The 956-nt window shown below is 43.2% G+C and carries 2 protein-coding genes; both read right to left on the bottom strand.

What is annotated here, in order from left to right:
• Window positions 1-291: 291 nt before the first annotated feature.
• A complete protein-coding gene (locus AC1DBT_RS05910; RefSeq protein ID WP_480019001.1) occupies window positions 292-711 on the bottom strand; it encodes a hypothetical protein in 420 nt (139 codons plus the stop codon).
• A complete protein-coding gene (locus AC1DBT_RS05905) occupies window positions 708-926 on the bottom strand; it encodes a helix-turn-helix transcriptional regulator (protein WP_048596271.1) in 219 nt (72 codons plus the stop codon). The genes AC1DBT_RS05910 and AC1DBT_RS05905 overlap by 4 nt, the downstream gene beginning before the upstream one ends.
• Window positions 927-956 lie beyond the last annotated feature (30 nt).

Here is a 956-nt window from a genome sequence, read left to right as displayed (position 1 = left end):
GTCATAACGTGAAATACGTGTTACCAAGGCACAAAGGACAACAAAATATTTAGTGTACGTGAAGCAATTTTTTGCTGCGTGCCTTTTCCGTGCAAAAGTGCCAGTTAACCATTTTGGGCGTAAATTCCAACTCCAACTTGAATTTAACGCCCAAACGAGGATGCATGCCGTAGCGTGTATGAAACCACCTCGTAGCACGGTCGTTTTGATACTACGTTCGCTATGCTCTTGTGATGTTCACGGCTGCGTTCTTGTTCCCGTTTTTGTTCCCCGTTTCCTTTGCGTAGGTTGTTAGAGATCTCTTCTCCAGTTATTCGCCACCAAATTCGCCAAATTAGCTTTATTGTCTTTGTTGACTCTTCCCCAGAAGTTAACTTCATATCCCATGTTTTTACCAAGATGCAAGAAACGAATGACCTTATGCGCCCACCATGGTTTAAGGCTCAATTCTTCAATTTCATGCCACGGCATTAGAACAAAATCGCTCTTTAGCGGCGTGCCCAGTTCTTTTTCGTAAATGCCTTTCGGGCTAAAATGCACAATGAATTGGCGACTGCTATCTGTTGCGTAGTACAGTGAATTGATGAAGAGTTTGATGATGTCGCTTTGCCAGTTGTTGTGCTTCACGACCACCAAATAATGTTCCGTGTCGCCAAAAGCCTCTTGTACCTGCGATCTAAGTTCGTCCATGTCATACATAAAAAGGCTCATAATTCACTCCAATCACTGAGTATGAATACTTCTTTGATGTCTTTTCCTAACACGAGAGAAATTTTGTACGCTGTTTCTAAGGTGGGGCTGATGATGTTGTTCTCGTACGCCATAATTGACCTGCGCTTTAGACCGACAGCTTTTGCCAGGCGGTGTTGCGACAGCCCTTTTTCTTTGCGGAATACCGCTATCCTATTTGTGATGACAACTTCCATATGAACGCCTTTTGGTTACATTTATAGTAC

It is taken from the genome of Fannyhessea sp. C0108B2, from assembly GCF_056583915.1.
The sequence above is the reverse complement of the archived record's forward strand: the minus strand, read 5'-3'. Positions and strand labels throughout refer to the sequence as shown.